This window comes from Stenotrophomonas sp. SMYL11 (assembly GCF_036320005.1).
In the GTDB taxonomy this organism is placed as follows: Bacteria; Pseudomonadota; Gammaproteobacteria; order Xanthomonadales; family Xanthomonadaceae; genus Stenotrophomonas; species Stenotrophomonas maltophilia_A.
The window spans coordinates 732,190-757,531 of the sequence record NZ_JAWIRS010000001.1 but is presented as its reverse complement, the minus strand read 5'-3'; the positions used below and the strand labels follow the sequence as shown (position 1 = coordinate 757,531).

Genomic DNA, 25,342 nt, shown 5'->3' with positions numbered 1-25,342 from the left:
CACGCCACGCGTGGATGGGCTTTTCTGGCCGATTCATCCACGCATGGCGTGGATCTACTGTTACAGCGGCCGCTTGCTCGGGTCGCCGGGCAGTTCGCGCACCAGTTTCGGAATCAGATAACCGGACAGGCGTGCGGTCAGGCCGGCAATCAGCGCCTTGGCCTGGGCATCGTCCACTTCGAAGTGGGCCACGCCTTCAACCCGGTCCAGCTGGTGCAGGTAGTAGGGCAGTACGCCGGCGGCGAAGCTGCGCTCGCTCAGGTCCTGCAGGGCCTGCACGCTGTCGTTGACCCCGCGCAGCAACACCGCCTGGTTCAGCAGCTGGGCGCCGGTACCGCGCAGGCGGGCCATTGCCGCGTCCACGCTGGCGTCGAATTCATTGGCATGGTTGGCGTGGACCACGATCGCCAGCGGCCACGGCAGGCTGCCCAGCCAGGAGACCAGTTCATCGTCCACGCGCTCGGGCAGCACGATCGGGAGGCGGGTGTGAATGCGCAGGCGGCGGATGTGCGGTATCTGGCGCAGGGCGTCGGTCAGTTCCACCAGCTTGTGCGTGGCCAGCGACAGCGGGTCACCGCCGGACAGGATCACCTCGTCGATGTCCGGGTCGGCCGCGATGGCGGCTACGGCCTCCTGCCATCCACCCTTGGCGGCGTTCTCCGTGCCATAGTCGAAGTGGCGGCGGAAACAGTAGCGGCAATTGATCGCGCAGCTGCCGGTGGCGACCAGCAGGGCACGGCCACGGTACTTCTGGATGACGCCGGTGGCCTTCTTGGCGGCGCCATCGCCCACCGCATCGAAGCTGAACCCGGGCGCCGGGCGCATTTCCGCGTCGATCGGCAGCACCTGGCGCAGCAGCGGGTCGGCCGCATCGCCAGGGCGCATGCGGGCCACGAAGCCCTCGGGTACGCGCAGCGCGAACTGGGCCATGGCCGCCTCCGAGACACCCAGCGCGGCCGGGTCCAGCTGCAGCCGGGCCAGCAGCGCGTGCGGGTCGCGCAGCGCCTGGCGCCAGAGCTGCTGCCAGCGCGCGGGCGCGCCTGGCGACTGGGGCCGGGGGAAGGCGGAAAGCTGCATGGAGAGGGGGCCTGCGGTTATCATGGGGGCAGAAAAACAGTCGCCCACCGGCATCCGGTGGGCTTTCCATTCTAACGGCTCGCCGCACCCGCGGCGTTTTTGCCACTCAGGAGTTTACGCATGGCCAGCTACGGCATGAACGACGTCAAGAACGGGATGAAGATCCTGGTCAACAACCAACCGGCCGTCATCATCGACACCGAATACGTCAAGCCGGGCAAGGGCCAGGCCTTCACCCGCGTGAAGTACCGCCTGATCAAGGACGGCCGTACCCAGGAAGTCACCATGAAGTCGACCGACTCGCTGGATGCAGCCGACGTCGTCGATACCGACATGAACTTCATGTACAGCGACGGCGAGTACTGGCACTTCATGGACCCGGAATCCTTCGAGCAGGTCCAGGCCACCAAGGCCGGCATGGGCGGCGCCGAGAAGTGGCTGAAGGGCGAAGAGTCCTGCGTGGTCACCCTGTGGAACGGTGAGCCGATCTTCGTGCAGCCGCCGAACTTCGTTGAACTGAAGATCACCGAAACCGATCCGGGCGTCCGTGGCGACACCTCGGGCGGCGGCGGCAAGCCGGCCACCCTGGAAACCGGTGCCGTGGTCCGCGTGCCGCTGTTCGTCAACCAGGACGAAGTGATCCGCGTCGACACCCGTTCGGGCGAATACTCCGCACGCGTCAAGTAATCCGGCGCAGCCGGATTACCTGTAGAGCCGAGCCATGCTCGGGTACGCGCCATCGCATTCGCGCTGGCGCTCCCATGATCTGCTTCGGCAGATCATGGGCCCCGCTTCACGGGTCTCCAGCCCCCGCCGCTTTGCGGCAGCCCCTGACTCAGGGGCGTGTCCCCCAGAAGTATCTCGCCGCCCCCCAGCCAGTGAGCCCGCATGAGCGATAGCCCGCACCTCCCCGAAGCCTGCGACCTGCTCATCGAAGCCGGTTACGTCGTCCCGATCGAGCCGCATGCGGTGGTGCTGGAAGACCATGCCGTTGCCGTGCGTGGCAGCGAGATCGTGGCCATCCTGCCGCGTGCCGAGGCGCGCGCACGGTTCCGCGCCACCCAGGTGGTGAGCCGCCCCGAGGCGGCGCTGATGCCGGGCCTGGTCAACGCGCACACGCACAACCCGATGACCCTCCTGCGCGGCGTCGCCGACGACCTGCCGCTGATGACCTGGCTGCAGCAGCACATCTGGCCGGTGGAAGCGGCGGTGATCGGCCCCGAATTCGTTGCCGACGGCACCACCCTGGCCATCGCCGAGATGCTGCGCGGTGGCACCACCTGTGCCAACGAGAACTACTTCTTCGGCGACGTACAGGCGGCGGTCTACAAGAAGCACGGTTTCCGCGCGCTGGTGGGCGCGGTCATCATCGATTTCCCCACCGCCTGGGCCAAGACCGACGACGAGTACTTCGCCAAGGCCGGTGAACTGCACGACCAGTGGCGCACCGACCCGCTGATCGGCACCGCGTTCGCGCCGCATGCGCCGTACACCGTCAACGATGCCAACTTCGAGCGGGTGCGGATGCTGTCCGACCAGCTCGACATGCAGGTCCACCTGCACACCCACGAGACCGCGCAGGAGATCAACGATTCGATCAAGCTGCACGGCCAGCGCCCGCTGGCGCGGCTGGATCGGCTCGGCCTGGTCAACGACCGCCTGATCGCGGTGCACATGACCCAGCTGACCGATGCGGAAATCCACCTGTGCGCCGAGCGCGGCGTCAGCGTGGTGCACTGTCCGGAATCGAACCTGAAGCTGGCCTCCGGTTTCTGCCCGGCCTGCGCCCTGCAGCGCGCCGGCGTCAACCTGGCCATCGGCACCGATGGCTGTGCCAGCAACAACGACCTGGATATGTTCAGCGAGAACCGCACCGCGGCGATCCTGGCCAAGGCCGTGGCCGACGATGCCACCGCACTCGACGCGGCGACCACGCTGCGCGCGTCCACCCTGGGTGGCGCACGCGCGCTGGGCTTCGGCGACCGCATCGGCTCGATCGAGGTCGGCAAGCAGGCCGACCTGGTCTGCGTCGACCTGTCCGCGCTGGAAACCCAGCCGCTGCACAACGTGCTTTCGCAGCTGGTGTACGCCACCGGCCGCCAGCAGGTCAGCGACGTCTGGATCGCCGGCAAGCCGAAGCTGGTGCAGCGCGAGCTGGTCGGCATGGACCTGCCGGGCATCATCGCCAACGCGCGCCAGTGGCGCGAGCGCATCCGTCATATCCGCGCCTGATCCCTGGCGCCGCAAGGATCCCTCATGACTACTGCCCCCCACGCTTCCTCCAATTTCGATCAGGCCGAGCTGGACAAGTTCGCCGCACTGGCCAACCGCTGGTGGGACGCTGACGGCCCGCAGAAGCCGCTGCATGCATTGAATCCGGTGCGTCTGCAGTACGTGGCTGATCGCGTGCCGCTGCGCGGTGCGCGCGTGCTCGACATCGGTTGCGGTGGCGGCCTGTTGAGTGAAGCACTGGCGCAGGCCGGTGCTGACGTCACCGCCATCGACCTGGCCCCGGAACTGGTCAAGGTCGCGCGCCTGCATGCGCTGGAAAGCGGTGCCAAGGTCGACTACCGGGTGCAGGCCGCCGAGGACCTGGCCGCCGAGCAGCCGGGCAGTTTCGACGTGGTTACCTGCATGGAAATGCTCGAGCACGTGCCCGATCCCGGCGCAATCATCGAAGCCTGCAAGCGCCTGCTGAAGCCGGGCGGCCACCTGTTCCTGTCGACCATCAACCGCACCGCCGCCGCGTTCGCAGTGGCGATTGTCGGCGCCGAGTACGTGGCGCGGCTGCTGCCCAAGGGCACGCACCACTACCAGGAATTCATCAAGCCGGCCGAGCTGGCACGCTGGCTGCGCGAGGCCGACATGCAGCTGGTGGATGTCAGTGGCATGGCCTACGAGCCGTGGCGCAACCACGCCCGCCTGAGCAGCCGCACCGACATCAACTACCTGGCCTACGCGGTCAAGCCGGCATGACCTCTGCCCGCTTCCCGCGCGCGGTGCTGTTCGATCTGGACGGCACGCTGCTGGACAGCGCGCCGGACTTCGTCGCCACCTGCGACGCGATGCTGGCCGAGCGTGGACGCGCACCCATCGATCCGGCCGCGCTGCGCCCGGTGGTGTCGAAGGGCTCGCGGGCGATGGTCTCGGCTGCCTTCCCGGAACTGGACGTTGCCGCACGTGACGCGCTGATCCCGGAATTCCTGCAGCGCTACGAAGCATTGATCGGCCAGCACGCAGTGCTGTTCGATGGCGTGGCCGGCATGCTCGCCACGTTGGACGATGCCGGTACGGTGTGGGGCATTGTCACCAACAAGCCTGAATACCTGGCGCGCTTGATCCTGCCGCAGCACGGCTGGCAGCAGCGATGTGCGGTACTGGTCGGTGGTGACAGCCTGGCCGAACGCAAGCCGCATCCGCTGCCGCTGCTGCACGCCGCACAGGCGATCGGCATCGCCGCCGAAGACTGTGTGTACGTGGGCGACGACGAGCGCGACATCATCGCGGCACGTGCCGCGGCGATGCCGTCGGTGGCGGCACTGTGGGGCTACCGCCTGCACAGCGACGATCCGCTGGCCTGGCAGGCCGACGTGCTGGTCGAGAACGCCGAACTTCTGCAACTGGCCAGTCTCTGGCCGACCCGGCCGGCAGCCCCGGCCCAGCCGTAAGGAATCACGTAGTGAGCAGTACCGCGCTGGACAGTTTCCTCGACAAGTGGCGCAGCCGTTGGCCGGAATGGTCGGTGGCCGCCCCGTTCGTGGCCGAATCGCAACGCGAGCTTGCGGTAGCGTGGTTCGCGCTGCTGCAGGAATTCGACGACATGCTCAACACCAGCGGCGATCCGCTGCCGGCCGACGCCAAGCTGGCGTGGTGGGGCGAGGAGCTGCGCAGCTGGGCCGTGCATCGTTCGCGTCATCCGCTGGGCCGCCTGCTGGAGCCGGTGCGTGCGCCGTGGGCGCAGCTGGCCGAGGCGCTGCCGGATCTGGTTGAAGCGCGCACCGTGGCACTGGATGCGGCCGGTGCCGAGCGTGCGCTGGCTAACTACGCCGAGGCCGTGGCTGCGGTGGAGGCGGCCTTGTTCGCGGACAAGCCGCGCACCGGCGCCGGGCGTGCGGTGCAGCTGCAGACCCTGGCCCAGCGCCTGCAGGATGCGGGCGTGGCCGGTGTGCCGCGCAGCCTGCTGGACGGTGATGCCAGCACCGCTGCGCAGCGCTGGGCGCAGCATCTGTTGAAGGGGTGGGGCAGCCGCGTGCCCGGCCCGCGCCCGCGCCGCGTGTGGTCCAGCCTGGCGCGTGCACGGGTGGCGGCACAGGCCGCAGGCAAGCCGATCGAGGCCACGCCGGTGCGCACCCTGCTGCGCGTGTGGTGGGCTGCGCGCGGCTGATCGATTCTGGTGGGGGGCGGACCTGGGTCCGCACGCTCCATGAGATTGTGCCGACCAAGGTCGGCACCCACCAAGGCGCATTGCGCGCGCTATTTGCGTTCCAGCACCAGCAGCGGGTCGATACGGGTATCGAACCAGTTCATTCCCCAGTGCAGGTGCGGGCCGGTGGCACGGCCGGTGGCGCCGACCGCGGCGATCACCTGGCCCTGTTCGACCCGGTCGCCGACCTTTACGTTGATGCGTGACAGGTGCAGGAAGTTGGAGCTGACCCCGAAGCCGTGGTCGAGCAGCAATGTGCCGCCGGTCAGGTACAGGTCCGGACCAGCGAAGGTGACGATGCCGGCGGCCGGTGCCTTGACCGGCGTGCCGGTCGGCACCGCGATGTCCATGCCGGAATGACCGGCACCGGGCTGCCCGTTGTACACGCGCGCATTGCCGAAGCGACCGCTGATGCGGCCCTGCACCGGCCAGATGAAGGTCTGCGTGAAATCGGTACGGTCATCATCGCGGGCACGCGCGGCAGTCACCTGCGCCTGTTCGCGCTTGATCCGCTCGGCAATCGCCGGCGGCGGATTGACCGTCTTCGGCGGCACGCCATTGACCCGCTCGGTCGGCCAGTCGCGCGGCGTCACCGCAATGGTCGCGGTCTCGCTGCCACCATCGGGGCGCTGCACCTGCACGCGCAGCGGGCCCTTCTCGTCACGGCCGATGCCGAACGCCACGCTGCCATAGCCGCTCACCCGCAGTTGGCGGCCGGCGTACTGCACGCGGCTGCCGGCGGGTACCTTGCCGATCACCAGCGCGCCCTGCGACGCGCTGGCCGGTAACACCACGCGGCTGTCGATCAGGCTGCCGATGCCGTCCTGCGCCTGCGCTGGGGATGAGGAAAACAGGGGCGCGGCCAGCAGCAGCGCCCCGATCAGAAGTGCCGAACGCATCAGCGGTCGTAGGTCATGCGCTGGCCGGCGGGTTCACCCACCAGCTTGCTGCCATCCCACACCAGCTGGCCGTTGACCCAGGTGGAGGCGATGCGCGAACGGAAGGTGGTGCCTTCAAACGGAGACCAGCCGCACTTGGACAGCACGTCCTCGCGCTTGACCGTGAACGGCACGTCTTCGACCAGGACAAGATCGGCGAAGTAACCCTCGCGCAGGAAGCCGCGCTCCTCGACGTCGAACAGCTGCGCCGGAGCATGGGCGAACTTCTGCACCACCTGCTCGCGGGTCAGCTTGCCTTCGTGCACGCGCTCCAGCGCGGCCACCAGCGCGTACTGCACCAGCGGCAGGCCCGACGGTGCCTGCGCGTAGGGCTTCTGCTTCTCTTCCCAGGTGTGCGGCGCATGGTCGGTGGCCAGCACGTCCAGCACGTCGTCGGCCAGCGCAGCGGTGATCGCTTCGCGGTCGGACACTTCCTTGATCGCCGGGTTGCACTTGATCAGGTTGCCCTTGGTCGCATAGTCCGGGCGCGCGAAGTGCAGGAAGTGCACGCAGGTTTCGGCGGTGATCTGCTTGCGGCTGCCGTCGGCGCGGATCAGCGGGCCCTTCTCGAACAGCGCCAGTTCGTCGGCGGTGGAGATGTGCAGCACGTGCAGGCGGGTGCCGTGCTTGCGCGCCAGCGACATCGCCAGGCGGGTGGACTTGATGCAGGCCTCGCGCGAACGGATGTCCGGGTGCATGTCCGGGGTCAGCGCGTCGCCGTACTTCTCCTGGAAGGCCTTCAGGTTGGCATCGATCATCGGCGTGTCTTCGCAGTGCGTGATGATCGGGGTCGGGCATTCGCGGAAGATCGCGTCCAGCGTTTCCGGGTTGTCGACCAGCATGTTGCCGGTCGAAGCACCCATGAACACCTTCACGCCGGGCGCCTTCTTCGGGTCCAGCGCACGGATCGCTTCCAGGTTGTCATTGCTGGCGCCGTGGTAGAAGCCGTAGTTGGCCCAGGCGCGGCCGCGCGCGAGCTCGTACTTGGCTTCCAGGATGGTCGAATCCAGCGTGGGCGGATTGGTGTTCGGCATGTCCATGAAGCTGGTCAGGCCACCGGCCACCGCAGCCGCCGATTCGCTGGCGATGTCGCCCTTGTGGGTCAGGCCCGGTTCGCGGAAGTGCACCTGGTCGTCGATCATGCCAGGCAGCAACCAGCGTCCGGCTGCGTCCACCACCTGCTCGCCGTCGCGCGGCGCCAGCCCACTGCCGATCTGCGCGATGCGGCCGTTCTCGATGCGCAGGTCGCCGTCGAAGGTGCGGCCTTCGTTGACCATGCGGGCGTTGGTGATGAGGGTGGAGGACATGTCAGTGTTTTCCTGTGCAACGGCAAGAGGGGGCGTTGGGAGACTCGGGCACGGGGTCGAAGCCGCCGGGATGGAACGGGTGGCAGCGGCCCAGCCGGCGCGCAGCCAGCCAGCTTCCGCGCAGCGGGCCGTGCCGCGAGATAGCGTCCATCGCGTATTCAGAACAGCTCGGCACGAAACGGCAGCGTGGCCCCAGCAAGGGGCTGATGAAGCGCTTGTAGAAGCGCAGCAGGGCAATGAGCAGGCGCGAGATCACCCAGTCATCTTATGCCAGTTGGCATGAAGGCCGCATTTGTGCAGGATGGGCCGTTGGTCGCATGTCGCCGATGGCCTGCGACCGGTACCAGCACCTTCGGGTGCTGGCCAGGTTCCGTACCGCGCAAGGCGGTCCGTGTTCGTCGGACTGCCTCCAAGGGCGCCTTGACTCCATGACTGAATGGAGCAGGGGGTCGAGGTTGCTGCTGCGGGTCGGGTAGGCTATAAAGGCCCGCTTTCCCGGGCCCCGGGGAATCCAAGGAAGAGCGTTTCGTGGCTGCTAAAAAAACTGCAAAGAAGGCCGCAACGGCCGCCAAGAAAACCGCCAAGCCTGTTGTGAAGAAGTTGGCGGCAAAGCCCGTTGCCAGGAAACCGGCCAGCAAGCCGGCGACCAAGGCAGCGTCCTCGCAACCGGCGGCCAGGAAGGCCACCGCAAAGAAAACGCCGGTGAAGGCAACCAAACCGGTGGCGAAGAAGGCCGCTGCGCCCGCCAAGGCCAAGCCTGCCGCCGCCAGCAAGAAGGCGCCGGTGGTGAAGAAGTCTGCCAGCAAGGCCGCGCCGGTGAAGAAGGCCGCCGCCAAGCCGGTAGCGAAGAAGGCAGCAGCCAAGCCGGCGCCGAAGGCGGTGGTGAAGAAGGCCGCAGCCAAGCCGGTCGCCAAGCCCGCGGCAAAGAAGGTCGCTGCAGCTAAACCGGTTGCCACGCCTGCCGCTGTAAAGAAGGTTGCCAAGAATGTTGCCGCGCCGGCCGTCAAGCCGACGCCGGCCCCAGTAGTGAAGTCCGCACCGAAGCCTGCTGCCAAGCCGGCTCCGGCCAAGCCTGTCCCGGCCAAGACCGTGGCAGTGGCAGCAGCCCAACCGGCCTCCAAGCCGGCCCCGGCCGCCGCTCCTGCCGCCTCGAAGGCCCCGCAATCCAAGAATCCCGTGCCCGTTTCGAAATCGCCTGCCAAAACCGCCGTGAAATCCGATTCCGCCCCGAAGACCGTGTCGCGCCCTGTCGGCAAGGTTGCCGTGGCCGTCGCCGCCCGCTCGGCGGCACCGGCCCCGCGCAGCAAGTACAAGGTGGTCGAATACAAGACCGACGAGGCCACTGGCCGCCCGATCCTGCCGGCTGGCTACAAGCCGTCCTCGGAAGAGGAATACATGAGCCCGCTGCAGCAGGAATATTTCCGTCAGCGCCTGCAGAACTGGCGCGCGGACCTGGTCGAAGAGTCCAAGCAGACCATCGAGAATCTTCGCGAGGAAGTGCGTGACATCGGCGACGAAGCCGAGCGTGCGACCCGCGAGACCGAGAACTCGCTGGAACTGCGTACCCGCGACCGCTACCGCAAGCTGATCGGCAAGATCGACAGCACCCTGAAGCGCCTGGAAGCGGGCGACTACGGTTACTGCGTCGACACCGGCGAAGAAATCGGCCTGGAGCGCCTGGAAGCGCGCCTGACCGCCGAGCGCACCATCGACGCGCAGGAGCGTTGGGAGCACCTGCAGAAGCAGCAGGGCGACTGATTCCGGTTCGTTGTGATGTCATGCGAAAAGCCCGGCTTCGGCCGGGTTTTTTGTTGGGTGGCGGTTGGCGGCATAGAGCGGCGCCTTTTGGGTATCGGGGGGAGCCTGCGGGTGGGGCCGGGTAGGACACGCTGCAAGTACATCCCTGTAAGCTCGGCCGCGGCATCCATGCCGCGGACGGTCCTGCCCGGACCCACCCGCAGGCTCTCGAAGGTTTCCTGCGTGCGCGGTTGCTGTAAAGCCGAGCCCATGCTCGGCTCGGGCCGAAGGCGGAGGGCAAGGAAGAGCAAAAGCAAAAGCAGCCAAGCATGGCTTGGCTCTACCAGGGGCGGTCATGCGTGCGCTCGCGGCTGTTGGGTCCGCCTTGTAGCGAGCCGAGCACCACAGGGGAATCAGGGGCGAAGAGGCGGCTCTATCCTGTAGAGCCGACTGCTAGTCGGCTGGCTCTCCGCGCCGTCCCCTGATTCACCGAGGAGCACAGGGCACCGGCGCGCAGCGCCGGCTCGCGGATGGCGGCGCTTTTCTTTTGGTAACTTTTTCTTTTCGCGCGAAAAGAAAAGTGACACCCCACCGCGGTCGCGGAAAGAGCCCGTCGCTACCGGCGTGCGGGCGCACGGAAATACGCAGCCGAGCATGGGCTCGGCTCTACAGGCTCACTGCAGGTCGCGAAGATTCAGTTTCCGCAGCGTGGGGTTCTTCCACGCGGTGATCCCGGCCACGCTCAGCACCGCGAATCCACCCAGCACCACTGCCGGCACCAGGCCGAGCAGCTTCGCCATCGTGCCGGCATAGAACGCGCCCAGCTCGTTGGAGGAGCTGATGAAAATACCGTTGATCGACGACACCCGTCCGCGCATTTCTTCCGGCGTGGCCAGCTGCAGGATGGTCGAGCGGATCACCACCGAGACGCCATCGAAGGCGCCGTAGAACAGCAGGATCAGCGCCGACAGCCAGAAGTGCTGCGACAGGCCGAAGCCGATCACGCACAGGCCGAAGCCGGCCACCGCGAACAGCAGCACGCGGCCGGCATTGCGATGCAGCGGGTGGCGCGCCAGCCACAGGCCCACGCAGACCGAGCCCAGCGCCGGCATTGCGCGCAGGATGCCCAGGCCTTCCGGGCCGTGGTGCAGGATCTCGTGCAGGAACGCCGGCAGCATCGCCACCACGCCGCCCAGCAGGACCGAGAACATGTCCAGCGCCATCGCCCCGACCATGATCCGGTTGCCGACCACGAAGCGCGCGCCTTCAGCGATGCTCTTGAAGATCGGCGCGGCAGGACCGCTGTGCACCGGTTCTTCCACTTTCAACGTAGCCAGGCAGGCCATCGCCACCAGCGCGAAGCCCGTGGCCACCGCGTAGGACAGGCCCTTGCCGCCGAAGCCGACCAGCACGCCACCCAGCGCCGGACCAGCCACCATGCCGGCCTGGAACACCACCGCGCCGAGGCCGGCGCCGCGCGCGAACTGGTCACGGGCCAGCACGCGGGCGAACAAGGCGTTGTAGATCGGCGACAGGAAGGCACGGACCATGCCGGTCAACGCGATGGCCGCATAGATGGGCCACACCCCTTCAAACGGCAGCCAGCCCGTGGCCACGCCGGTCAACACCAGCGCGGTGGCGATCAAGCCGGAGCAGGCAACCATGCCGAGCCGGCGGCGCGGCAGATGATCCACCAGGTATCCGGCGAACGGCGCCACGCAGAAGAACGGCAGCACCTCGGCCAGGCCGATCAGGCCCAGCGAGAACGGATTACGGGTGACTTCGTAGATGTGCCAGCCGACGGTGACCGCCACCACCTGGTAGGACAGCATCGCGAAGATGCGGTATGCCAGCAGCTTGGCGAAGCCCGGCCGGGACAGCAGGCCCAGCGCGGTGTCTTCCGCCGTGGCAGGCTCGCTCACGACGGATCGCGCTGCAGCTGGGCCTGCGCGGTCTCGCGGATGAAGGCCAGCATCGCGGCCACACCGTTGCTGCGGGTCGGCGAGAGGTGGCGGGCCAGGCCGATGTCCTGGATGTAGCTTGGTTCGGTGGCCAGGATCTCCTGCGCCGAGCGCCCGGAGTACACACGCAGGGCCAGGAAGATCAGTCCGGAGACGATGGTCGAATCACTGATGGCGTGGAAGCGCAGCGACTGCGCGTTGCCTTCGGGCACGATCCAGACCATCGACTGACAACCGAGCAGGCGATGCTCTTCGGTCTTCCATTCGTCCGGGAAGGCCGGCAGCTTGCGGCCGAGGTCGATCAGGTACTGGTAGCGCTCGGACCAGTCGCCGAAGAAGCCGAATTCCTCGGCGATGGCGGTCTGGGCCTCGGCGGCGGTGGGTTCAAGCGGGAACGGGGAGTCGGTCACAGCAGTCTCTACGGTGGGGCGTGGCCGGCGCACCGGCCACGGGGCAGGGCGGGTCAGCCGCGCTTGCGCGACCAGCGCACGCCCTGCGGAGTATCTTCCAGCACGATGCCTTCGGCGGCCAGTTGATCGCGGATGGCGTCGGAACGGGCGAAATCGCGGGCCTGCTTGGCGGCGGCACGCTCGTCGATCAGGCCCTGGATGCGGGCATCGTCACCGTCATCACCGGCCGCGGTGCCGAACCACTGCGCCGGATCGGCCTGCAGCAGGCCCAGCGCTTGGCCGGCGCCAAGGAGTTCACCCTTCAGGCGTGCCTGCTCGGCCGGGTCGGTGGCACGACGCGCGTCGGCGGCGATGCGGGCCACTTCGGCCAGAGCCTGCGGAGTGTTCAGGTCGTCGTCCAGGGTCGCCTCGACCGTAGCCGGGATGGCCACGACCGCCTCGACCGATGCCAGTTCGCGCAGGGTGCCGTACAGGCGGTCCAGGGTGCGCACCGACTGTTCGATCAGGCCATCGGACCAGTCCAGCGGCTGCCGGTAGTGGGCCGACAGCAGGGCCAGGCGCAGCGCTTCCGGCGGGTGCTGGCGCACCAGATCGTGCACGCGCTCGATGTTGCCCAGCGACTTGCTCATCTTGGCGCCACCGAAGTTGAGCATGCCGTTGTGCAGCCAGAAGCGGGCGAAGACCTTGCCGCCGTGGGCGCATTCGCTCTGCGCGATCTCGTTCTCGTGGTGCGGGAACTGCAGGTCGACGCCGCCGGCGTGGATGTCGATGGTCTCGCCCAGGTGGGCAGCAGCCATCGCCGAGCATTCGATGTGCCAGCCGGGGCGGCCACGACCCCACGGCGATTCCCAGCCGGGCAGGTCGTCGCCGGAAGGTTTCCACAGCACGAAATCGCCCGGGTCGCGCTTGTACGGGGCCACGTCGACGCGGGCACCGGCCAGCATCTCGTCCGGGTCGCGGCGCGAGAGCTTGCCGTAGCCGTCGAAGCTGGCCACCGCGAACAGCACGTGGCCTTCGGCCGCATAGGCATGTCCGTTGGCGATCAGCTGCTCGATCATGGTGATGATCTGCGGCATGTGCGCGGTCACTTCCGGCTCGATGTCCGGCGGCACGACGCCCAGCGCGGCCATGTCTTCACGGTAGGCGGCGGCGAACTTGTCGGTGATGGTGCTGATCGGCACGCCCTGCTCACGCGCGGCGGTGTTGATCTTGTCGTCCACGTCGGTGATGTTGCGGGCGTAGCGCAGGGCGCCGAAGCGGCGGCGCAGCAGGTCGGCCAGCACCCCGAACACCACCGGGCCACGAGCGTTGCCGATGTGCACGTAGTTGTAGACCGTCGGGCCGCACACATACAGGGTCGGACAGGCCGGATCGAGCGGGGCGAACGGTTCGAGCTGGCGAGTCAGGTTGTTGTGCAGGCGCAGGGTCATGGGGCTGTGGCTGGGGGACAAGCCTGTGATTTTAGAACGTGTCGACCCCCTTTGGGGGCACCCGTTGCCACCGGTGGACGCCGGGTCCACCCAAGGTGGGGTGGGCAGGAGCGGCGTGGACGGGTAATGTTCAGCCCCTTGCGCTCGCCACTGCCTACACTATTGCCGTGTCCTTGCTCCCGTCGCCAATGAAATCCACCGCGTTGCTGACCCTGGCCTGCCTGTCGGCGCTGCCCGCCGTGGCCCAGGCGCAGGAGGTCGAGCCCCGCAACCGGGTGGTGATCGTGGAGAACGTGAAGTTCGACTACGCGCAGGTCCTGAATGTCGAGCCCGTGTTCCAGACCCTGCGCGCGACCCGCACCGAAGAACACTGCGAGCCGGTCTCGACCCGGACCCTGGCGCCGGTCAATGTCACCGGCGAGGAGCCGGTCGAGGACAAGGGCCGGATCAGCCGCTTCTGGGACTCGGTGCGCTCGATGTTCAAGCGCAGCGATGAAGAGGTCTCCGAGGACACCGCCGCCGAGTCACCGGCCCCGGCGCCGGCACCGGCCAACAATGGCCCGATGCTGACCCGCGACTGCCGCATCGTGCCGGTGGGGCGTGAGTTCCGCCGGCCCATCGCCTACGACGTGGATTACGTCTACAAGGGCACCAAGTACCGCTCGCGGCTGCCGGAAGACCCCGGCAACCGGCTCAAGATCCGGGTTTCGATCACCCCCTGGGTCGGCCCCGAGCAGGGCACTGCCAGCAATCCCTGATTCTGAGACCCCGGCCCCTTGCGCAGGCCCCGGTCGCATGCAAAGATGGTCGACCATGAAGCTCACCGACTTCCAGCACGACAGCAGCGCAGCCCGACAGGCGTCGGGCATGACCTCGCGTGCGCGTCGACCGGAACCCCACATCCTCGCTGGGTAACCGGAGCTTTTTGCTGTTCGTCCGAAAAAAACCCAGCCCGCCGGCTGGGTTTTTTCGTTTCCGCGTTCTGAAAGCTGCAACTGCAACCTTTTCGTTCCACCTTTGGTTCCTGTTTTCCCTTCCACCGCGTCGAAGCCGGCGCCGCCACGCAAGGAAAGATGATGTCCCCCAAGCACTTCCTGAACACCCAGGACTGGAGCCGCAGCGATCTCGATGCGCTGCTGACCCAGGCCGCGCTGTTCAAGCGCAACAAGCTCGGCGACCAGCTCAAGGGCAAGTCGATCGCGCTGGTGTTCTTCAACCCGTCCATGCGCACCCGCACCAGCTTCGAACTGGGCGCGTTCCAGCTCGGCGCCCACGCGGTGGTGCTGCAGCCGGGCAAGGATGCGTGGCCGATCGAGTTCAACCTCGGCACGGTGATGGACGGCGATACCGAAGAGCACATCGCTGAAGTGGCCAAGGTGCTGGGCCGTTACTGCGACATCATCGCCGTGCGCGCGTTCCCCAAGTTCATCGACTGGGCCTACGACCGCCAGGACATCGTCCTCAACAGTTTCGCCAGGTACTCGCCGGTGCCGGTCATCAACATGGAGACCATCACCCATCCGTGCCAGGAGCTGGCCCACATCATGGCCCTGCAGGAGCACTTCGGCACCCAGGACCTGCGCGGCAAGAAGTACGTGCTGACCTGGACCTACCACCCCAAGCCGCTGAACACCGCAGTCGCCAATTCGGCGCTGACCATCGCCACCCGCATGGGCATGGACGTGACCCTGCTGTGCCCGACCGCCGACTACATCCTCGACGACCGCTACATGGGCTGGGCCGAGCAGAACGTGGCCGAGAGCGGTGGTTCGTTGAAGATCAGCCATGACATCGACAGCGCCTACGCCGGCGCCGACGTGGTCTATGCCAAGAGCTGGGGCGCGCTGCCGTTCTTCGGCAACTGGGAACCGGAAAAGCCGATCCGCGACCAGTTCAAGCACTTCATCGTGGACGAACGGAAGATGGCGCTGACCAACAACGGTGTGTTCAGCCACTGCCTGCCGCTGCGCCGCAACGTGAAGGCCACCGATGCGGTGATGGATTCGCCGCAGTGCATCGCCATCAACGAAGCCGAGAACCGCCTGCACGTGCAGAAGGCGATCATGGCTGCGGTTGCCGGGCGCTAAGAAGGATCAGTCGAGCATGGCTCGACTCTACATAGACGAAGTCGAGCATGGCTCGACTCTACATAGACGAAGTCGAGCATGGCTCGACTCTACATAACCTGATTGGACATACCCCCCATGAGCAACAAAGACGTCGTTCTCGCCTTCTCCGGCGGCCTGGATACCAGCTTCTGCGTGCCGTACCTGCAGGAGCGCGGCTACAACGTGCACACCGTGTTCGCCGATACCGGCGGCGTGGATGATGAAGAGCGCGATTTCATCGAGAAGCGCGCCGCCGAGCTGGGCGTGGCCAGTCACCAGACCGTCAACGGTGGCCCGGCCATCTGGGAAGGCTTCGTCAAGCCGTTCGTGTGGGCCGGCGAAGGCTACCAGGGCCAGTACCCGCTGCTGGTCTCGGACCGCTACCTGATCGTCGATGCCGCGCTGAAGCGTGCTGCCGAGCTGGGCACCAACATCATCGCCCACGGCTGCACCGGCATGGGCAACGACCAGGTCCGCTTCGACCTGGCGGTGAAGGCCCTGGGTGACTACCAGATCATCGCGCCGATCCGCGAGATCCAGAAGGAACACACCCAGACCCGCGCCTACGAGCAGAAGTACCTGGAGGAGCGCGGCTTCGGCGTGCGTGCCAAGCAGCAGGCCTACACCATCAACGAGAACCTGCTGGGCCTGACCATGTCCGGCGGCGAGATCGACCGTTGGGAAGCCCCGGGCGAGGGCGCCCGCGGCTGGTGCGCACCGCGCAGCGAGTGGCCGGAGCAGGCGCTGAACGTGACCCTGAAGTTCGTCGAGGGCGAAGCCGTCGAACTGAACGGCAAGGCGCTGCCGGGTGACCAGATCCTGGCCCAGCTCAACAAGCTGTTCGCCCCGTACGGCGTTGGCCGCGGTGTCTACACCGGCGACACCGTGATCGGTCTGAAGGGCCGCATCGTGTTCGAGGCCCCGGGCCTGGTCTCGCTGCTGGTCGCGCACCGCGCGCTGGAAGATGCCGTGCTGACCAAGCAGCAGAACCGCTTCAAGCCGGACGTGGCGCGCAAGTGGGTGGAGCTGGTGTACGAAGGCTTCTACCACGACCCGCTGAAGACCGACATCGAGGCGTTCCTGAAGTCCTCGCAGGCCAAGGTCAACGGCGAAGTGGTGCTGGAAACCCGGGGTGGCCGCGTCGACGCGGTGGCCGTGAAGTCGCCGCACCTGCTCAACACCAAGGGTGCCACCTACGCGCAGTCGGCCGACTGGGGCGTGGAAGAGGCGGAGGGCTTCATCAAGCTGTTCGGCATGAGTTCCACGCTCTATGCGCAGGTGAACCGCTGAGACCCTGGTGCCCTGGCCCGCTGTGGGCCAGGGTGCGCAGCAAACGGATGAATCGATGAGCGCGCTCCGCATCAGCACCGATCCGCAGCACTTGGACGTTGCCCTGATCCACCAGTTCCTGTCTACCCAGGCCCATTGGAGCCTGGGCATCGGGCGCGAGCTGGTGGAACGGGCCATTGCCGGTTCGCTGTGTTTTGGCGCCTATCTGGACGCGTCCGGCCAGGTTGCGTTTGCGCGCGTCATCACCGACGGTGCCACCTTTGCTTATCTGGCTGACGTGTTCGTGCTGCCGCAGCACCGCGGCCAGGGCTACAGCAAGCAGCTGCTGCAGGCGATCATGGCCCATCCGCAGCTGCAGAGCCTGCGCCGCTTCATGCTGGCCACCAGCGATGCACATCGGCTCTACGCCCCCTTCGGCTTCGGCGCGCCGGCACGGCCAGAGTTGCTGATGGAAATTGTGCGCCAGAACCTCTATGCCCCGGCTACGCCCGAGCAAACACCTTGTTGATTCCCATGACCGACCTGCTTGCTTCCACCCTGCAGCACCTGCATGCCCTGGTGTCCTTCGACACCCGCAACCCGCCGCGTGCGATCACCACCGGTGGCATCTTCGATTACCTGCGCGCGAACCTGCCCGGCTTCAACGTCGAGGTGATTGATCATGGCGCTGGTGCGGTCAGCCTGTACGCCGTGCGCGGGACCCCGAAGTACCTGTTCAACGTGCATCTGGATACGGTGCCCGATTCGCCGCACTGGAGTGCCGACCCGCACGTGATGCGGCGCATGGACGACCGCGTGGTCGGCCTTGGCGTGTGCGACATCAAGGGTGCCGCCGCCGCGCTGGTGGCTGCGGCCAATGCCAGCGACGGCAACGCCGCGTTCCTGTTCTCCAGCGACGAGGAAGCCAACGATCCGCGCTGCATCGCCGCGTTCCTGGCACGTGGCCTGCCGTACGAAGCGGTGTTGGTGGCGGAGCCGACCATGAGCGAAGCGGTGCTGGCGCACCGGGGCATCAGCTCGGTGCTGATGCAGTTCGCCGGGCGTGCCGGCCATGCCTCGGGCAAGCAGGATGCGGCCGCCAGTGCGCTGCACCAGGCCATGCGCTGGGGCAACCGCGCGCTGGACCATGTCGAATCGCTGGCCTCGGCGCGCTTCGGCGGCCTGACCGGGTTGCGCTTCAACATCGGCCGCGTGGAAGGTGGCATCAAGGCCAACATGATTGCGCCGGCTGCCGAAGTGCGGTTCGGGTTCCGCCCGCTGCCGTCGATGGATATCGACGCACTGCTGGCGACCTTCGCCGGTTTCGCCGAACCGGAAGCGGCCGTGTTCTCCGAAACCTTCCGTGGTCCCAGCCTGCCGGCCGGCGACATCGCCGAGGCCGAGAACCGCCGCCTGCTGGCGCGCGACGTGGCTGATGCGCTGGAGCTGCCGATCGGCAACGCGGTGGACTTCTGGACCGAGGCCTCGCTGTTCTCCGCCGCCGGTTACACCACCCTGGTGTTCGGCCCGGGCGACATCGCCCAGGCCCACACCGCCGATGAGTTCGTGACGCTGGACCAGCTGCAGCGCTACACCGACGCCGTGCACCGCATCATCGCCGCCGGCGCCTGATTCTTCCCTTTCCGACGAAACCGAAATGTCTCCTGCCCTCCAGCCCCATCGCCAGACCCGCCAGACCATCGTGCGCCTGCTTTCCAGCATGGCCAGCGCGAAGGAGATCAGCCAGTACCTCAAGCGCTTCTCGCAGCTGGACGCCAAGCGCTTCGCCGTGGTCAAGGTCGGCGGCGCGGTGCTGCGCGACGATCTCGACGCGCTGACCTCCTCGCTGTCGTTCCTGCAGGAAGTCGGGCTGACCCCGATCGTGCTGCACGGCGCCGGCCCGCAGCTGGATGCCGAACTGTCGGCCGCCGGCATCGAGAAGCAGACCGTCAACGGCCTGCGTGTGACCTCGCCGGAAGCGCTGGCGATCGTGCGCCGCGTGTTCCAGCAGTCCAACCTGCGCCTGGTCGAGGCGCTGCAGCAGAACGGCGCGCGCGCCACCTCGATCACCGGTGGCGTATTCGAGGCCGAGTACCTGGACGTGGACACCTACGGCCTGGTCGGCGAGGTGAAGAAGGTCAACCTGGCACCGATCGAGGCCAGCCTGCGCGCCGGGTCGATCCCGGTCATCACCAGCCTGGGCGAGACTGCTGGCGGCCAGATCCTCAACGTCAACGCCGACTTCGCCGCCAACGAGCTGGTGCAGGAACTGCAGCCGTACAAGATCATCTTCCTGACCGGCACCGGCGGCCTGCTGGACGAGCAGGGCAACGTGATCGATTCGATCAACCTGTCCACCGAATACGACCACCTGATCGCGCAGCCGTGGATCCACGGCGGCATGAAGGTGAAGATTGAACAGATCAAGGATCTGCTCGACCGCCTGCCGCTGGAATCGTCGGTGTCGATCACGCGCCCGGCCGACCTGGCCAAGGAACTGTTCACCCACAAGGGGTCGGGCACGCTGGTGCGCAAGGGCGAAAAGGTGCTGCGCGCCACTGCCTGGAACGAGCTGGACCTGCCGCGCCTGAAGGGCCTGATCGAATCCAGCTTCGGCCGCACCCTGGTGCCTGACTATTTCCAGAAGACCAAGCTGCTGCGCGCCTATGTCAGCGAGAACTACCGCACCGCGGTCATCCTCACTGACGAAGCCGAGGGCGTGTACCTGGACAAGTTCGCCGTGCTCGATGATGCACAGGGCGAAGGCCTGGGCCGTGCGGTCTGGAACGTGATGCTGGAAGAAACGCCGCAGCTGTTCTGGCGTTCGCGCCATGGCAACCCGATCAATCACTTCTACTACGCCGAATCCGATGGCTGCTACAAGCAGGACCATTGGAAGGTGTTCTGGTACGGCGCCGATGGCATCGACCGCATCAGGACCTATGTCGATCATTGCGCGCAGCGCACCCCAAGCCTGCAGGGCTGAGCGATGAACAACCTCGATGCCTGGAACACGGTTCCCACCCTGCGCGGCCAGCACGTAACCCTGCAGCCGCTGCAGATGGAGCACGTGCCGGGTCTGCGCGATGTGCTGGAAGGCAGCGGCCTGGACCGGCTCTGGTACACCCAGGTGCCGTCACCGGACCGGGCCGAGGCCTATGTGCAGGCCGCGCTGCAGGCGCAGGCCGAAGGCAAGGTGCTGCCCTTCGTGATCCGCGATGCGGCGGGTGAGATCATCGGCAGCACGCGCTTCTACGACATGGATGCCGGCGTGCCCAAGCTCAGCCTCGGCTACACCTGGTATGCGCCGCGCGTGCAGCGCACCGGCGCCAACACCGAAGCCAAGCTGTTGCTGCTGCAGCACGCCTTCGAGGCCATGGGCTGCATCAGCGTGGTGCTGGAAACCAGCTGGTTCAACTTCACCTCGCGCACCGCCATCGCCCGCCTCGGCGCCAAGCAGGATGGCGTGCTGCGCAACCACAAGCGGCATGCCGACGGCACGCCGCGCGACACCGTCATCTTCTCCATCATCGATGCGGAATGGCAGGGCGTGAAGCGCCACCTGCAGTACCGCCTGGACAGTCACGCATGAACGATTCGACTTTCACCCTGGGCATCGTCGGTGCCCGCGGCCATACCGGCGCTGAGCTGATCAAGCTGGTGGCCGCCCACCCGCGGCTGAAACTGGCTTTCGTCTCCTCACGCGAGCGCGCCGGGCAGCGCCTGTCCGACCACCATCCGGAATTCCAGGGTGACCTGCAGTACGAAAACCTGGATGCCGACGCGGTGGCGGCCAAGGGCGTGGATGCGGTGATCCTGGCCCTGCCCAATGGCCTGGCCGCACCGTTCGTGGCCGCGCTTGAAACCGCGAAACCGGACACCGTCATCGTCGACCTCTCCGCCGACTACCGTTTCGACAACAGCTGGTACTACGGCCTGCCGGAGCTGACCCGAGGCCGCTACAACGGACAGAAACACATCAGCAACCCGGGCTGTTATGCCACCGCGATGCAGCTGGCGGTGCATCCGCTACTGGGCCTGCTGGCTGGCCCGCCGCAGTGCTTCGGTGTCTCCGGCTACTCCGGTGCCGGTACCACGCCGTCGGACAAGAACAACGTCGAACTGCTGGCAGACAACCTGATGCCATATGCGCTGACCAACCACGTGCATGAGCGCGAGGTGTCGGTGCAGCTGGGCGTGGCTGTCGAGTTCATGCCGCATGTCGCGCCGCATTTCCGTGGCATCACGCTTACCGCCAACCTGTGGCTGAACCGGGTGCAGACCCGCGAGCAGATCGTCGAGCGCTTCCAGCAGGCCTATGCCGGCGAACCGCTGATCGAGGTGCTGGATGAAGCGCCCTGGGTCAGCCGCATCGCCGGCCGCCACGGTGCCCAGGTCGGTGGCTTCACGCTGGCCCCGGGCGGCAAGCGAGTGGTGGTGGTGGCGACCCTGGACAACCTGCTGAAGGGTGCGGCCACCCAGGCCATGCAGAACCTCAACCTCGCGCTGGGCATCGACGAACTGACGTCGATCCCGCACTGAACACGTATTCCGGAGCCCCCATGGCAGACCTTCTTTGGCAGAAGCCCGGCGTCGCTGTCGACGCCCAGATCCAGACCTTCCTCGCCGGCGATGACGTGATCCTCGATCGCGAATTCTTCCTGCACGACATCGCCGCCAGCGCCGCGCATGCACAAGGCCTGCAGCACATCGGCATCCTCAGCGCCGACGAGCTGGAAGGCCTGCTGCGCGAACTGGAGGTGCTGGCGCAGGACTTCCGCGAAGGCCGTTTCGTGCTGGATACGCAGTACGAAGATGGTCACTCGGCGATTGAAGCGCGCCTGACCGAACGTCTCGGCGATGCCGGCCGCAAGATCCACACCGGCCGCAGCCGCAATGACCAGATCCTGGTCGCCACCCGGCTCTGGCTGAAAGAGAAGCTGCTGCGTGTGGCCCAACTCAGCGCCGAAGTTGCCAAGGTCGCGCTGGACCGTGCGCAGGCCGAGAAGGATCTGCCGATTCCCGGATACACCCACATCCAGCGTGCCGTGGTGTCCTCGGCCGGCATGTGGTGGGCCGGCTGGGCCGAGGCCTTCATCGACAACGCCATCCGCGCGCGCGACACCCATGCGCTGGTCGACGCCAATCCGCTTGGCACGGCTGCCGGCTACGGTGTGAACCTGCCGCTGGACCGTGAGCACACCACGGCCGCGCTCGGTTTCGCGCGCATGCAGATCTCGCCGATCTACGCGCAGCTGTCGCGCGGCAAGTTCGAGCTGGCCGCACTGGAAGCACTGGGTGGTGCCACGCTGGACCTGCGTCGCATTGCCTGGGACCTGTCGTTGTTCACCAGCGCCGAGTTCGGCTTCGTCGCGCTGCCGGCGCAGTACACCACCGGCAGTTCGATCATGCCCAACAAACGCAACCCGGACGTGATCGAGCTGATGCGCGCCACCCACGCCAGTGTCGCAGCCGCGCGCACCGAGATCGAGCAGCTGCTGTCGCTGCCGTCGGGCTACCACCGCGACCTGCAGTCGTCCAAGGGCGCCATCTTCCACGGCTTCGGCCGTGGCCTGGCCGCGCTGGAGCTGCTGCCGGCGCTGCTGGCCAACCTGGAATGGCGTGACGACCGGCTGCGCGCAGCGATCGACTCGGGCATGTATGCCACCGACGTCGCCGTGGAAGCGGCCGTGGCCGGTGTGCCGTTCCGCGAGGCCTACAAGGCTGCTGCCGCCGGTGCCGACAGCGCAGGGCAGGGGCGTACCCCGGAAGGCAGCCTGGCCGCACGCGTATCGCCGGGTTCGGCCGCCGACCTGCGCCTGGACGAACTGCACGCGCGCTGGCAGGCGCTGTCCTGATGGCCGGCACCGTCTACCTGGTGCTGGCCATGCGCCGGCCCGATTTCAACGCCGCCGCCGTGCAGCCGCACCGTGACTTTCTCGATGCGTTGCAGGCACAGGGCAAGCTGCAGCTGACCGGCGGTTTTGCCGATGGCAGCGGTGGCGCCTATGTGCTGTGCAACGTGGACAGCCTGGCGCAGGCGCAGGCCATCGTCGCCACCGATCCGCTGGTGACGATGCAGGCCTCCGAGCTGACCGTGCACGAATGGAACACCCGCTGAGAGCCTGACCGATGATCCAGCACGCTGCCCACGTCGCCTCGCCGTTCCCCGAACAAGCGCTGCCGCCGTGGCGGCGTGCGGTGCTGAAGGTCGGCAGCAGCCTGCTGGCCGCCGATGGCGGCGGCCTGTCACCTCGCCACGCGCTGGGCTTGGCACAGTTCGTGTCGGCCAATGTACTGGCCGGGCGTGAGGTGGTGATCGTGTCTTCCGGCGCGGTCGCTGCCGGTCGCGCGATCCTGCCGCGGGCCGATGAGCCGGGCGCAGCGATGGCAGCGCGGCAGGCGCTGGCTGCGCTCGGTCAGGCCCAGCTGATCGGGCTCTGGCAGCGCTTCTTCGAGCGCCCGGTGGCGCAGGTGCTGCTGACCCACGACGACCTGCGCAACCGCCGCCGCTACCTCAACGCACGCGCCACGCTCAATGAGTTGCTGCGGCTGGGCGCGTTGCCGGTGGTCAACGAGAACGACACCGTGTCGGTGGACGAACTCAAGCTCGGCGACAACGACAACCTGGCCGCCACCGTGGCCGCGCTGGTCGATGCCGATGCGCTGTTCATCGCCACCGACATCGACGGCCTGTACAGCGCGGACCCGCGCACCGTGGCCGATGCGCGGCCACTGCACGACGTGCCGGAACTGAGTGACGAGGTGCTGGCGATGGCCGGCGGCGCAGGTTCGCGCGCCGGTACCGGCGGCATGCGCACCAAGCTGGAAGCGGCGGCCAAGGCGGGTCGTCTCGGCATCGAGACCTACCTTTTCAACGGCCGTAGCAGCGACGTGGTGCGTGCACTGGCGCAGGACCGCCTGTTCGGCACCCGCATCCACGCCGCGCGCTGCCGCGAGGCGGCCCGCAAGCACTGGCTGCGGCATGCACCGCTGACCGAAGGCGCGATCGTGATCGATGCCGGTGCGGCACAGGCCATGCGCGAGAAGGGCGCCTCGCTGCTGCCCGGTGGCATCACCGGTGCGGAGGGCGCGTTCCGGCGTGGCGATATGGTGCAGGTGTGCTGGAATGCACCACAGGGCCGCGTCTGCATCGCCCGCGGTGTCAGCCAGTACGCCGCCGATGATGTGCGCCGGATCGCCGGTCGCCATTCGCGCGACATCGAGGCCGTGCTGGGCTACAACTACGGTGGCAGTGTCGTCCATCGCGACGATCTGGTGCTGCCATGACCGGTTTGAAGGACACCCCGATGAGCGAAATCGAAGCGCAGGCGCGTGCCTGCCGTGACGCGGCCCAGATCGTTGCCGGCCTCGACAGTGCGGCCCGCCGCACGCTGCTGCTGGCGATGGCACAGGCGCTGGAAGTGAATGCCGGGCTGATCCTGGCCGGTAATGCACGTGACCTCGCCGCGGCGCGCGACAAGGGCGTTGGCAGTGCCATGCTCGACCGCCTGGCGCTGGACCAGGCACGCCTGTTCGCCATGGCCGAAGCCGTGCGTGAGGTCGCTGCGCTTCCCGATCCGGTCGGCCAGGTCACCCGCGACGATGTGCGTCCGAACGGCATCCGTGTGCAGAAGGTGCGCGTTCCGCTGGGAGTGATCGCGATGATCTACGAAGCCCGCCCGAATGTGACCGCCGAAGCGGCCGCCCTGTGCCTGAAGGCCGGCAATGGCGTGATCCTGCGCGGAGGTTCCGAGGCGATCCACTCCAACACCGCCATCGCCCAGGCGCTGTCAGGCGCATTGAAGGCCAACGGCGTACCGCCGGCTGCGGTGACCGTACTGACCGACCTACGCCGCGAAGCGATGCTGGAACTGCTGCAGTTGCATGCGCTGATCGACCTGGCCATTCCGCGTGGCGGTGAAGGCCTGATCCGCTTCGTTGCCGAGCATGCGCGGGTGCCGGTGATCAAGCATTACAAGGGCGTGTGCCATCTGTTCGTGGATGCCAGCGCCGACCTCGGCAAGGCCATTGACCTGCTGTTGGATGGCAAGTGCAGCCGCCCTGCAGCCTGCAACTCGCTGGAAACGCTGCTGGTGCACCGCGAGGTGGCCGAAGCGTTCCTGCCGCGCGTGGCGCAGGCGCTCGGCGAGCGCGGCGTGCAGCTGCGCGCCGATGCACTGGCGCAGCCGCTGCTGCCGGGCAGCACGTTGGCCACCGAAGACGACTATGCCGCCGAGTTCCTTGATCTGGTGCTGGCGGTGCGCGTGGTTGACGATCTCGACGCTGCCATCGCGCACATCCGTGCCTACACCTCCGACCATACCGAAGTGATCGTCACCGAAGACGCGGGCAACGCCGAGCGCTTCGTGACTGCGCTGCGCTCGGCAGTGGTGATGGTCAATGCGTCCTCGCGTTTCTCCGACGGCGGCCAGCTGGGCCTGGGCAGCGAGATCGGCATCTCCACCACGCGCCTGCACGCGTACGGCCCGATGGGGCTGGAGGCACTCACCGTCGAACGATTTGTCGTGCGCGGTGAAGGGCAGACCCGCACGTAAGTAGGTCCACGCCATGCGGGGATGCTCCTCGTGGCGGACATCGGTGCCGACCAAGGTCGGCACCCACTGGAGAGAACGCCGACCAAGGTCGGCATCTACCCAAGCAAGCGCCGACCAAGGTCGG

25 protein-coding genes are annotated in these 25,342 nt (G+C 67.2%); 18 read left to right on the top strand and 7 right to left on the bottom strand.

The features are described 5' to 3' along the window. Nucleotides 1–60: 60 nt before the first annotated feature. Complete coding sequence (epmB, locus tag V3B46_RS03520) at nucleotides 61–1,101, bottom strand: EF-P beta-lysylation protein EpmB (RefSeq protein ID WP_106469704.1); 1,041 nt, start codon at nucleotides 1,099–1,101, stop codon at nucleotides 61–63. A 96-nt stretch (nucleotides 1,102–1,197) separates the two neighbouring features. Between epmB and efp the strand changes: the two genes are divergently transcribed. The 5 genes from efp (at nucleotide 1,198) to V3B46_RS03495 (ending at nucleotide 5,461) form a co-directional block, all read left to right on the top strand. Beyond that, nucleotides 1,198–1,764: an elongation factor P gene (gene efp / locus V3B46_RS03515; RefSeq protein ID WP_005410381.1), complete on the top strand. Its 567-nt coding sequence runs from the start codon at nucleotides 1,198–1,200 to the stop codon at nucleotides 1,762–1,764. A 201-nt stretch (nucleotides 1,765–1,965) separates the two neighbouring features. Then, nucleotides 1,966–3,309, top strand: coding sequence for a TRZ/ATZ family hydrolase (locus V3B46_RS03510; RefSeq protein ID WP_014037873.1), 1,344 nt, complete (start codon nucleotides 1,966–1,968; stop codon nucleotides 3,307–3,309). 24 nt (nucleotides 3,310–3,333) lie between these two features. Further along, entirely contained in the window at nucleotides 3,334–4,053 is a 720-nt protein-coding gene (ubiG, locus tag V3B46_RS03505) for a bifunctional 2-polyprenyl-6-hydroxyphenol methylase/3-demethylubiquinol 3-O-methyltransferase UbiG (protein WP_329891146.1), read from the top strand. Then, nucleotides 4,050–4,745 (top strand): phosphoglycolate phosphatase, encoded by a 696-nt coding sequence (locus V3B46_RS03500; RefSeq protein WP_106468672.1) that lies wholly within the window; start codon nucleotides 4,050–4,052, stop codon nucleotides 4,743–4,745. The genes ubiG and V3B46_RS03500 overlap by 4 nt, the downstream gene beginning before the upstream one ends. A gap of 11 nt (nucleotides 4,746–4,756) precedes the next feature. After that, nucleotides 4,757–5,461, top strand: a complete 705-nt coding sequence (locus V3B46_RS03495; protein WP_329891145.1) for a squalene/phytoene synthase family protein — start codon at nucleotides 4,757–4,759, stop codon at nucleotides 5,459–5,461. An 89-nt stretch (nucleotides 5,462–5,550) separates the two neighbouring features. On the opposite strand, the gene V3B46_RS03490 is transcribed toward V3B46_RS03495, so the two are convergent. The 3 genes from V3B46_RS03490 to yidD are packed head-to-tail and all read right to left on the bottom strand — an operon-like array spanning nucleotide 5,551 to nucleotide 8,001. After that, nucleotides 5,551–6,399, bottom strand: coding sequence for a M23 family metallopeptidase (locus V3B46_RS03490; RefSeq protein ID WP_329891144.1), 849 nt, complete (start codon nucleotides 6,397–6,399; stop codon nucleotides 5,551–5,553). After that, nucleotides 6,399–7,745, bottom strand: a complete 1,347-nt coding sequence (locus tag V3B46_RS03485; RefSeq protein ID WP_046988151.1) for a dihydroorotase — start codon at nucleotides 7,743–7,745, stop codon at nucleotides 6,399–6,401. The genes V3B46_RS03490 and V3B46_RS03485 overlap by 1 nt, the downstream gene beginning before the upstream one ends. Nucleotide 7,746: 1 nt before the next feature. Beyond that, nucleotides 7,747–8,001, bottom strand: coding sequence for a membrane protein insertion efficiency factor YidD (yidD, locus tag V3B46_RS03480; RefSeq protein ID WP_014037867.1), 255 nt, complete (start codon nucleotides 7,999–8,001; stop codon nucleotides 7,747–7,749). 272 nt (nucleotides 8,002–8,273) lie between these two features. Between yidD and dksA the strand changes: the two genes are divergently transcribed. Further along, the gene (dksA, locus tag V3B46_RS03475) at nucleotides 8,274–9,503 is read left to right on the top strand and encodes an RNA polymerase-binding protein DksA (protein WP_329891143.1); all 1,230 of its coding nucleotides are present in this window, start codon (nucleotides 8,274–8,276) and stop codon (nucleotides 9,501–9,503) included. A gap of 653 nt (nucleotides 9,504–10,156) precedes the next feature. Here the strand turns inward: dksA and V3B46_RS03470 are convergent. Genes V3B46_RS03470 through cysS form a run of 3 tightly spaced genes read right to left on the bottom strand, consistent with a single transcriptional unit; the run spans nucleotide 10,157 to nucleotide 13,283 of the window. Next, on the bottom strand, nucleotides 10,157–11,404 hold the full coding sequence (locus tag V3B46_RS03470; RefSeq protein ID WP_164171368.1) for an MFS transporter: 1,248 nt from the start codon (nucleotides 11,402–11,404) through the stop codon (nucleotides 10,157–10,159). Continuing rightward, nucleotides 11,401–11,853, bottom strand: a complete 453-nt coding sequence (locus V3B46_RS03465) for a SufE family protein (RefSeq protein WP_329891142.1) — start codon at nucleotides 11,851–11,853, stop codon at nucleotides 11,401–11,403. Before V3B46_RS03465 ends, V3B46_RS03470 begins: the two co-directional genes overlap by 4 nt. A 53-nt stretch (nucleotides 11,854–11,906) precedes the next feature. Further along, the gene (cysS, locus tag V3B46_RS03460; protein ID WP_329891141.1) at nucleotides 11,907–13,283 is read right to left on the bottom strand and encodes a cysteine--tRNA ligase; all 1,377 of its coding nucleotides are present in this window, start codon (nucleotides 13,281–13,283) and stop codon (nucleotides 11,907–11,909) included. 188 nt (nucleotides 13,284–13,471) lie between these two features. On the opposite strand from cysS, the gene V3B46_RS03455 reads away from it, so the two are divergent. The 12 genes from V3B46_RS03455 to V3B46_RS03400 all read left to right on the top strand — a co-directional run bounded on the left by V3B46_RS03455 (nucleotide 13,472) and on the right by V3B46_RS03400 (nucleotide 25,218). Further along, complete coding sequence (locus V3B46_RS03455) at nucleotides 13,472–14,041, top strand: hypothetical protein (protein ID WP_329891140.1); 570 nt, start codon at nucleotides 13,472–13,474, stop codon at nucleotides 14,039–14,041. Between the two features lie 318 nt (nucleotides 14,042–14,359). Continuing rightward, nucleotides 14,360–15,370, top strand: a complete 1,011-nt coding sequence (locus V3B46_RS03450; RefSeq protein ID WP_049412647.1) for an N-acetylornithine carbamoyltransferase — start codon at nucleotides 14,360–14,362, stop codon at nucleotides 15,368–15,370. 117 nt (nucleotides 15,371–15,487) lie between these two features. Then, nucleotides 15,488–16,681, top strand: coding sequence for an argininosuccinate synthase (locus tag V3B46_RS03445; protein WP_329891139.1), 1,194 nt, complete (start codon nucleotides 15,488–15,490; stop codon nucleotides 16,679–16,681). Nucleotides 16,682–16,736: 55 nt separating this feature from the next. Continuing rightward, nucleotides 16,737–17,189, top strand: a complete 453-nt coding sequence (locus tag V3B46_RS03440) for a GNAT family N-acetyltransferase (RefSeq protein WP_329891138.1) — start codon at nucleotides 16,737–16,739, stop codon at nucleotides 17,187–17,189. A 5-nt stretch (nucleotides 17,190–17,194) separates the two neighbouring features. Continuing rightward, a complete protein-coding gene (locus V3B46_RS03435) occupies nucleotides 17,195–18,292 on the top strand; it encodes an acetylornithine deacetylase (protein ID WP_329891137.1) in 1,098 nt (365 codons plus the stop codon). Between the two features lie 25 nt (nucleotides 18,293–18,317). Then, nucleotides 18,318–19,646, top strand: a complete 1,329-nt coding sequence (locus tag V3B46_RS03430; protein ID WP_106468663.1) for an acetylglutamate kinase — start codon at nucleotides 18,318–18,320, stop codon at nucleotides 19,644–19,646. A gap of 3 nt (nucleotides 19,647–19,649) precedes the next feature. Beyond that, nucleotides 19,650–20,252: a GNAT family N-acetyltransferase gene (locus V3B46_RS03425; protein ID WP_106468662.1), complete on the top strand. Its 603-nt coding sequence runs from the start codon at nucleotides 19,650–19,652 to the stop codon at nucleotides 20,250–20,252. After that, nucleotides 20,249–21,202 carry an N-acetyl-gamma-glutamyl-phosphate reductase gene (argC, locus tag V3B46_RS03420; protein ID WP_329891136.1) on the top strand — a complete coding sequence of 318 codons (954 nt, stop codon included), beginning with the start codon at nucleotides 20,249–20,251 and terminating at the stop codon, nucleotides 21,200–21,202. Before V3B46_RS03425 ends, argC begins: the two co-directional genes overlap by 4 nt. A 20-nt stretch (nucleotides 21,203–21,222) precedes the next feature. Then, the gene (gene argH / locus V3B46_RS03415) at nucleotides 21,223–22,518 is read left to right on the top strand and encodes an argininosuccinate lyase (protein ID WP_329891135.1); all 1,296 of its coding nucleotides are present in this window, start codon (nucleotides 21,223–21,225) and stop codon (nucleotides 22,516–22,518) included. Next, nucleotides 22,518–22,781 carry a YciI family protein gene (locus tag V3B46_RS03410; protein WP_154352996.1) on the top strand — a complete coding sequence of 88 codons (264 nt, stop codon included), beginning with the start codon at nucleotides 22,518–22,520 and terminating at the stop codon, nucleotides 22,779–22,781. The genes argH and V3B46_RS03410 overlap by 1 nt, the downstream gene beginning before the upstream one ends. 11 nt (nucleotides 22,782–22,792) lie before the next feature. Then, nucleotides 22,793–23,950 carry a glutamate 5-kinase gene (proB, locus tag V3B46_RS03405; protein ID WP_329891134.1) on the top strand — a complete coding sequence of 386 codons (1,158 nt, stop codon included), beginning with the start codon at nucleotides 22,793–22,795 and terminating at the stop codon, nucleotides 23,948–23,950. Continuing rightward, a complete protein-coding gene (locus tag V3B46_RS03400; RefSeq protein WP_329891133.1) occupies nucleotides 23,947–25,218 on the top strand; it encodes a glutamate-5-semialdehyde dehydrogenase in 1,272 nt (423 codons plus the stop codon). Before proB ends, V3B46_RS03400 begins: the two co-directional genes overlap by 4 nt. Nucleotides 25,219–25,342 lie beyond the last annotated feature (124 nt).